Origin of the sequence: Nocardia sp. NPDC049220, from assembly GCF_040647855.1 — a bacterium.
Lineage (GTDB): Bacteria > Actinomycetota > Actinomycetes > Mycobacteriales > Mycobacteriaceae > Nocardia.
In genome coordinates this window covers 23,455-31,208 of sequence record NZ_JBEZDA010000034.1, presented here as the reverse complement: position 1 = coordinate 31,208, position 7,754 = coordinate 23,455, and the positions used below count along the sequence as shown (strand labels likewise).

At 65.1% G+C, this 7,754-nt stretch carries 11 protein-coding genes; 9 read left to right on the top strand and 2 right to left on the bottom strand.

The window, feature by feature from the left end; genetic code table 11:
- Positions 1–167: 167 nt before the first annotated feature.
- Positions 168–959, bottom strand: coding sequence for a protein phosphatase 2C domain-containing protein (locus AB0C34_RS30950; protein ID WP_357080832.1), 792 nt, complete (start codon positions 957–959; stop codon positions 168–170).
- Positions 956–1,639, bottom strand: a complete 684-nt coding sequence (locus AB0C34_RS30945) for a sigma-70 family RNA polymerase sigma factor (protein WP_357080829.1) — start codon at positions 1,637–1,639, stop codon at positions 956–958. The genes AB0C34_RS30950 and AB0C34_RS30945 overlap by 4 nt, the downstream gene beginning before the upstream one ends.
- A 294-nt stretch (positions 1,640–1,933) precedes the next feature.
- Here AB0C34_RS30945 and AB0C34_RS30940 point away from each other — a divergent pair, with 294 nt between their 5' ends.
- From AB0C34_RS30940 to AB0C34_RS30900, 9 genes are read left to right on the top strand one after another with little or no spacing between them, the layout of a single operon-like run.
- Entirely contained in the window at positions 1,934–2,374 is a 441-nt protein-coding gene (locus AB0C34_RS30940) for a hypothetical protein (RefSeq protein WP_357080826.1), read from the top strand.
- Positions 2,375–2,376: 2 nt separating this feature from the next.
- Positions 2,377–3,237, top strand: a complete 861-nt coding sequence (locus AB0C34_RS30935) for a DUF2637 domain-containing protein (protein ID WP_357080823.1) — start codon at positions 2,377–2,379, stop codon at positions 3,235–3,237.
- A 1-nt stretch (position 3,238) separates the two neighbouring features.
- Entirely contained in the window at positions 3,239–3,490 is a 252-nt protein-coding gene (locus AB0C34_RS30930) for a hypothetical protein (RefSeq protein ID WP_357080821.1), read from the top strand.
- Positions 3,490–4,809, top strand: a complete 1,320-nt coding sequence (locus tag AB0C34_RS30925) for an FtsK/SpoIIIE domain-containing protein (RefSeq protein WP_357080818.1) — start codon at positions 3,490–3,492, stop codon at positions 4,807–4,809. The genes AB0C34_RS30930 and AB0C34_RS30925 overlap by 1 nt, the downstream gene beginning before the upstream one ends.
- On the top strand, positions 4,806–5,054 hold the full coding sequence (locus tag AB0C34_RS30920) for a hypothetical protein (RefSeq protein ID WP_357080816.1): 249 nt from the start codon (positions 4,806–4,808) through the stop codon (positions 5,052–5,054). The genes AB0C34_RS30925 and AB0C34_RS30920 overlap by 4 nt, the downstream gene beginning before the upstream one ends.
- On the top strand, positions 5,051–5,266 hold the full coding sequence (locus AB0C34_RS30915; protein ID WP_357080814.1) for a hypothetical protein: 216 nt from the start codon (positions 5,051–5,053) through the stop codon (positions 5,264–5,266). Before AB0C34_RS30920 ends, AB0C34_RS30915 begins: the two co-directional genes overlap by 4 nt.
- Positions 5,263–5,439, top strand: a complete 177-nt coding sequence (locus AB0C34_RS30910) for a hypothetical protein (protein ID WP_357080812.1) — start codon at positions 5,263–5,265, stop codon at positions 5,437–5,439. Before AB0C34_RS30915 ends, AB0C34_RS30910 begins: the two co-directional genes overlap by 4 nt.
- The gene (locus tag AB0C34_RS30905; protein WP_357080810.1) at positions 5,436–6,062 is read left to right on the top strand and encodes a hypothetical protein; all 627 of its coding nucleotides are present in this window, start codon (positions 5,436–5,438) and stop codon (positions 6,060–6,062) included. The genes AB0C34_RS30910 and AB0C34_RS30905 overlap by 4 nt, the downstream gene beginning before the upstream one ends.
- Positions 6,059–7,738 carry a replication initiator gene (locus AB0C34_RS30900; protein ID WP_357080807.1) on the top strand — a complete coding sequence of 560 codons (1,680 nt, stop codon included), beginning with the start codon at positions 6,059–6,061 and terminating at the stop codon, positions 7,736–7,738. Before AB0C34_RS30905 ends, AB0C34_RS30900 begins: the two co-directional genes overlap by 4 nt.
- Positions 7,739–7,754 lie beyond the last annotated feature (16 nt).

Genomic DNA, 7,754 nt, shown 5'->3' with positions numbered 1-7,754 from the left:
ATGCGCCCCGGGGGCCATCGCGCTCCCGAGGCGCTCGACGCGCCGCGGCGACCGCCGTTTGGGAGCCGCGCTGCGCGTCGTAGCGCGGCGGCGGCGCGTAGCGCCGCCGGTGCGCCTTGATCCTGTATGGCGAAATTCGGCAACGACTGCCCGACAAGACGGAGCGCTCAGGTTCGCAGTACCGCGAGGGTCTTGTCGTCGTGGCGCTTGGAGCGAGGGCGGGCCTGCCCTTTGGGGTCGACAGTGCGTTCCCAGTAGGAGCACTGGTGCAGGTCCTGCTGTAGTTGCTCGGACGTGTGAGCGGCAATGTCACACCAGGAGATCCCCAGGGCGGTCAATGGGTCGAATGCGCCATCGGTGGCGGCGACTGCCCATGCGAATATCTCGCGTGGATAGGTGTTGATGATGGCGTGGTCAGCTGCATCGGGGTCGGCTTCGGCTATCCAGAATCCGCCGGTCCGGTTGCGTCGTACGCGTTCTTGGCGCTGGACTCGCTCAAGCAACTCCCGATGCCGCGTATCGAAGCCTGTCCCTCTGGCAAGGCGGGCTCGGTACTCCGTCGCTTCGGGTATCGACAATCGGTCGATACGGTCATCGAGGATGGAGACTTGTGACCCGTCGCGTAGGCCAACGACCGCGGCGGAATCTCCGAGTACGAGAACGTCTACGCCATCCTGGGCGCCGCGCAGTAGGACGACCGTACTGGATGGCGATTGACCGGGGCGCAGGTCAAGGGATTGTGCTGTGGCGCTGATCGAAGCGCGAAGAACGTCGCTCAGTGGCACGTCGTCATCCAGTCGTTGCGCGAGTTCTCGGCCGAGATGGTCTACGTAGTTCGTCGCCGGGGGCGTCCCGGATTCGTGTGCGGTCGCGCCATCGAGGACGATCAGCCCTGTCGCTGTGGCAACTACGCGATCCTCGGCGTTGGGGCCGTCCAATTGGGCGGTCGCGACCTTCATGGGTGGACTTTGTTCCGGTAGGGACCGGCGATGAGGCGAGAATCGGCGATCTCGGTGGGAGTCTCGAAGTCACATGCGATGGCGCAACTGATGAATGTGTCCGTCCGGCTGTACATGGAGGCGAGGTTCTTCGTAAGCCAGTGGGCTACTCCGAGCGAACCAATCGCTGTGATCCCGGCTATGTGCACGATTACGCGGTCGTTCTCGACCCGGCGTGACAAGTATCCGATGTCGGAATGGTTCATGCTGTTCTGGCGGTACGGCGAACCGTGCCTCTGTCCAGTGTGAGAGTCAACGATCCACCAACCGGCGTCATCCCGCTCAAAGGACAAACTCGTATCGGCTTCCAAGAGATTCTTACCGACGGGGGCAGACTTCGGGCCGCACACGATTATCGAGTCCCCGTCCGGCGGCGACTCGGTGTCGGGTTGAATCGGAAACCGGTTGATAGACAACGAGAGTCGCCCTGACTCACCATCCAATACCTTCGCAACCTGGTCGTCGCTCTCGTCGAAATAGGCCCGTTCGCGCCCCTCCTCGTGGCCGAATCGGCGCGGAATGCCAAGGGCGACCGGGCCAACACCGAAGAATGCCCGCTCGGGTGGCGGTGCCGACGTTCGGATCTGGCTGACACGACTCTTTGTGACGCCGATCAGGTCTGCGACGTCGGTGTAGCTCATGCCGGTATTGCGGGCTTCCTCGACCGCTTCCCTGCGGAGTCGTGCTAGTTCGATGGCGCGTTGCTGATAGACGGTGATCAGATCTGTAGCTCGTCGTCCGCGGCGGATCGGGTCCGGGTCTCGCCGGACCTGTTCGAACTCATCTGCACTGGTCACACTACGAGTTTAGAACCCCTTGACGACAAACTCCGCACCCGCGTATTCTGGAAGTTGATACCCCCTCAACTTCGCAGGTGACAGCTACGCCTGAAGAGTTTAGGGGTCTCAACTCAACCTAGTGAGGAGATCAAAGAGATGGCGATTCCGAAGGGTTATGGCTTCCCGGTCGAGTTCGCGACGGCGTTTCCGCAGCGGCTTCTGTTGATGGGTGAGATCGGTCCGGCGATCAAGTACAACTCCGACCGCAACGCGCTCAAGGAGCAGCGGCTGGATTTCGACCCGGCCACGGGTGAGGGCTCGGGGATGCCGTTGTGGGTGGCGACGGTGACTGATCCGGGTGAGCCGAAGGGTAAGCGGGCTTCGTTCGAGATCACGTTCGTGGCGCGTGTTCAGCCGATCCCGGCGGGTGAGCAGATCGCGGACGGTATCTGGTTCATCGAACTGGAGGGCCTGACCGCGGAGCCGAGGGTGATGGGGCAGGGCGAGTTCAAGTATCTGGGCTACACCTACCGCGCGACCGGTATCAAGGGCGACAACTCCGGCGCGAAGTCCGCTCCGACCGGTAAGGCGGCCTGATCATGGCGGCGAATCAGCAGCAGTCGGGTGGGAAGCGTTGGGCGCGCTGGTTCGCCGCGGTGATCATCCTCGGTGTCGGGGTGGCGGCGTTCCGACTGAGCTTCACCACCCTGGCCGACCTTGCTGTCCTGGCCCGTGTCCCGGCTCGAGACGCGTGGCTGTTCCCGGTGATCGTGGATGGCACGATCCTGCTGTCCACGGCTGGACTGCTGGCCTCCTCGGACCGCTCGGATCGCCGGTTCTTCCTGGCGGTGCTGGTGATCGGCGCGGGGGTGAGTGTGGCGGGCAACTCGCTGCACTCGGTCGCTTCCGGTCACCCGCTTCCGGGCTGGGCGGCTGCCATCGTCGCTGCGGTGGCTCCGGTCTCGCTACTGGCCGATACGCATGGGTTGGCGTTGCTGTTCCGTGCCGTGCAACGGCATTCGGCGGCTGATGTGGTGGCGGATATCGCGGCTGTGTCGGTTGCGGGCGAGCCTGCCTGGACCGATCCCGATCCGGCTGTGACCGTCGATCCCGTCCCCGTGCCGGTGCGTCGTTCCAAGCCTGCCCGTAAGTCGGGTTCGTCTCGTCGCGATCCGGTGGCGGTTGCTCGTGCTGTCGAGTTGCACTCGGCGGGTAAGTCCTATGCCGAGATCGCTCGCGAACTGGGTGTGTCCCCGGCGACGGCGGCGAAGTACACCAAGGCTGTTCCGGCGAAACCCGCTGTTTCCGAGCCGGTCCCGGCTCCTGCTCCCACCCCTGTGCCCGTACCTGTCCCTGTGCGGGTGGCTGCTGCGCCTGTTGCGGCTCGGGTGGTTCCTGTTCGTCCCGTGCGAGCGGTTCAGCCGATGCTGCCGATCGCTATCCCTGCTGGGAGTCACTGACATGTACTCACTTCCCTCGATGCTGACCGCGATGCCCGATATCGAGGTCGGGCAGGTCACCTACCGTCCGCACGCCCTCGGGGAAGACTTTTCGTCTCCGCCGCGGGTGGTCGCTGAACTTGGTGGGCTCGGCTCGGCGTTGTCACTCACGGTCACTGATGCTCGTGCCCTGTTCGCTGGTCTGGGTGCGGCGTTGGCCGAGCACGACCGCCACACTGCGGCGCCGGTGGCACGTCATCAAGGTAGGGCGTGATGAGCGCTATCGAGGCGTTCGCGGCCGGTGGCGGTCTGGTGGCGGCGTCGGCGGGCATGTGGTGGCTGCGCTCCCTCGGTGCCGGTGCACCCGTCCAGACCGGTTCGGCTGCGGTGGTGGCGTCGGCTCCGTTGGAGTTGCGGACCGCGGTGTTCGTTTTCGCCGAGATCCAGCAGCGCGCTCACATGTGGAAGGCGCTGCGGCTCGGGTCGATCGAAACCGGCTTCCCGCCGATCGAGGATTGGGTGTACACCGACCACGGGTTGCGGGTGGACCTGCTGATGCTGGCTGGTCAGTCCTCGGCCGACTGGAACTCCGAAACGGCCTGTGACGCGATGGCCGCGATCCTGGCCGTTCCCGAGATCACGGTGTCGTTCCCGCACCCCGGCGGGGTCCGTCTGGACCTGCGAGTGTTCGACACCCTCTCGGCGCCGGTCGCGCTGCCTCCGGTCGGCACGCTGGGGTCGGTCGATCTCGAGGCCGTGCCTGTCGGGGTGACCGAAGCCCACGACGTGTGGCGGCTGCGGGTCCTCTACGGACACATCTTGCTCGCCGGCGCGACCGGCGCGGGTAAGGGTTCGGTGCTGTGGTCGATCCTGGCCGGTATCGGCCCCGCGATCCGTGACGGGCTGGTGGATGTGCTGATGGCAGACCCGAAGGGCGGTGCCGAGTTCGGCCGCGGGGAGGATCGACTGTTCACCCGCTTCGCCACCGACACGACCACCATCCTGGCGTTGCTGCGCGAGGCAGTGGAGACGCTGCGGGATCGGTTGGCGCACATGCGATCCGCTGGTGTCCGCAAGCACATCCCCACCGTGGACGAGCCACTGATTCTGATCATCATCGATGAGGCCGCGTCGCTGTCGGCCTACGCCGAACGCGAAGACCAGATCGAGTTCAAACGCCTTATGGGTGTGCTGCTCTCGCAGGGCCGTGCCGCGGCGGTGTCGGTGATCGCTGCATTGCAGGACCCGTCGAAGGAGACGATGCCTGTCCGGCAACTGTTCCCCGTCCGGATCGGACTCCGCCTGGACGAACCGACACAGGTGGCGATGGTCCACGGCCAAGGTGCTCGGGCTCGGGGTGCTCGCTGCGACAAGATCAGCACGGACACCCCGGGTGTCGGTTACGTCGGTGAGGACGGCTCTACCGAGTTCGTTCGGGTGCGTGCGTTCTGGGTCTGCGACGACACAGCCGACGCGATCGTGGATGCCTATTCCCCGGCTCCTGCGATCCCGTCCGGGTCCTCCGATCCCGAATTCGATCCGACCACCTTCGACCCCGATGACCTCGGCGACGAGTCGGCGGCGGCGGCATGAAGGGCGGCTTTCTCGAAGAGCTGCACACGGTCGTCTACTGCGACTGCTGCGGCGACGTCTACAGCGAGGACGGCGGCGAAGGCATCTGCTTCGACTCCATCGCTCAAGCCGTGGACTACATCAATGCCCGCTCTGCCGCGGTGGGCTGGTTCTACGACGGCGACCGCGTGATCTGCGACGCCTGCCGCGCCATCGAACGCGACGAAACCAACCACAACGACCCGACCAGAGGCATCGAATCATGAAGCACACCAACAACACCCGCACCGATCGCCCTGTCCACGCCTCATGCACCGACAACGTGATCGACCTGGAGGCACGACGCCGCGGGCACCTGGAACGCCGTGGCACCGATCCGGCCACGATGGCGGTGCTGCTGTTGGCCGAAACCGGTCGGACCAACTACTGGCCCTCCGACTCCGACTCCGACACCGATGACGGGGGGTGGGCGGCATGACCAAGACCACGAAAACCTCTGCCGCGGACATCAATCCGATCATCGCGAAGGCTGCGGCCGGTGTCCGGAAACGTCGCCGGACACCCGCGGGACCGCTCCCGGCCAAGTTCTACGCCCCGATACCCGGCCAGATGTCACTTTTCGACACTCCCACCGAGGAAGACCAGCCGTGACCAGCAAACCCACTACACCGACCGAGGCCATCATGACCGGCCTCGGACACCTCGTCATCGCGGCTGTCTCCGCGCTGTTCCTGCTCGTGAAATGGGCGGTCCTGTTCCCGATGCTCTCGGCCCCTGTCGTGGCGGTGGTCGTCGCTGCGCTGCTGTGGGGTTGGCTGCCCGCCCTGCTGACTGCTGTCCTCGCGGTGACCGCGCTTCTCGTGTGGTGGCGCGTCGGTGATGACTCGTTCTATCGGTGGGTCACCCACCGCGTCCAAGGCCGGTGGACGGTGTGGCGAATCTACGGACGGCAGTGGAGTCAGTGCATGACCGCCTGCAAACTCCACATCACCAGCGATGACGGCCGGACCCGCACACCCGCTCTGCTCTCGGTCACCCTCGACAACGAGATCGACCGAGTCGTGGTGCGGATGCTTCCCGGTCAGTGCCCCGAGGACTACCACGCCCGCCGTGCCCGGTTGGCTGTGGCGTTCGAGGCGCTGGACTGCCGGACCCGCCTCGTTGGCCCGTCCGCGATGGAACTCGTTCTGCAGCACCGGGAAATCGTCACCGATCCCGTTCCCGCGGCTTCGACCAAGGTCGAGTGGCTGTGGAAGAACAAGGAGGCGGCGTGACCACCGATGAACAGTCGGTGCCGGTCCGGCAGACCGCGGCCCAGCGTCGTAGCCTGCCGGATTTCCGGTCCGTCGCTCAGGACTTGGCTGATGAGCACAACGTGTGCCGTCGCCCGATCCCGATGCGTGCCGAGGACCCCAAGACTTTGACGGTCTCCTACATCGGGGCACCGTGCAAATCCACGATCGCCTCGGTGTGTCCCGCGTGCGCACGCAACAACCGGCATCTACGGATGACCCAGTGCCGCGAGGGTTGGCACCTCGACCACGAACCGGTCAACGAACCCGACACCGCCACCGAGCAGCAGAAACAACTCCTCGCCGCCCGCTGCGACCTGTTCAACAGCTACCAGGACGCCCGCGCCGACGGTGACACCGAATTGATGAACGGTATCCGTGACGTGGTGGCGGATCTGGATCGGGAGATGCGCGAGACCGGGTTCCGCGGTCGCCTGCCCGCCTTGGACGTCAAACCGAAGCAGCGGCGTGTGCGGTCGACTCGTCGGCGTCAGGATCTGCCGGATCTGCCGCGGTTGAAGGTCGCCAAGACCACCGTGGGCCGTGAGTACGCGGGTAAGTTCCGGCCTTCGACGTTCCTGACCCTGACCCTGCCCTCCTACGGGACGGTTCACAACGACGGCGCGGTCAACTCCAAAGGCGAAGTCTGCGGGGACGGTTCACCGCGTGACCCCTCGACCTACGACTACCGCAGCGCTGCCCGTGACATCGTGCACTTCTCCAAACTGCTCGACCGCTTCTTCCAGAACCTGCGTCGCGCGGTCGGCTGGGATGTCCAGTACTGGGGCACCGTCGAGCCGCAACGCCGCGGTGCCCCGCACCTGCACCTTGCTATCCGGGGATCGATTCCGCACGAGGTGTTCCGGGCGGTCACCCGCGCGACCTATGACCAAGTGTGGTGGCCCCACCACGACCACGAGGTCTACACCGAGGACCGGATGCCGGTCTGGAACCCGACCGCGGCCACGTTCACCGATCCTGATACCGGCACGGCGTTGACCGGTTGGGATGAAGCCCTCGACATCATGGATTCGGTCGATGACATCGAACCCGCCCACGTGATCCGGTTCGGTGTGCAGGTCAAACCGATCGGCATCCTCGGCGGCACCGAAGAAGCCGACGCCAAAGTCCGCTACCTGACCAAGTACCTCACCAAGTCCATCGCCGAAATCGTGGAACCACCCTCGCCGCGGGTCGCCGCGCACTACGACCGGCTCCACGCCGAACTCCAGAAAACACCCTGCTCTCCCGAGTGCGGGGTGTGGCTGCGCTACGGCATCGTCCCCAAAGGAGCCAACGACAAGACCATTCCCGGTCGGTGCAAGAAAAAGGCCCACCGTCGAGACACCCTCGGCCTACCGGGTCGCCGGGTCGTGAACTCGCGGCGCTGGTCGAACAAGACCATCCCCGACCACAAAGCCGACCGCGTCGAATTCGTTCGGCAACTGCTCGCCAAGGTCGGCATCGTCAAACCCGACCGCTCCCACATCATCGTCACCCCGGTCGAGAACGGCGACAAGAACGTCCCACCACGCGACCACCGAATCATGTCCTCCATCGCCCAACGCATCGCCTGGCGCGCCGAATACGACGGAGCACTACTCGCGGCCGGACCACCAGGCAACGACGAACATTCGGCAATCCAGCAAGCAGCATAGAAGGGCCTGATCAAAG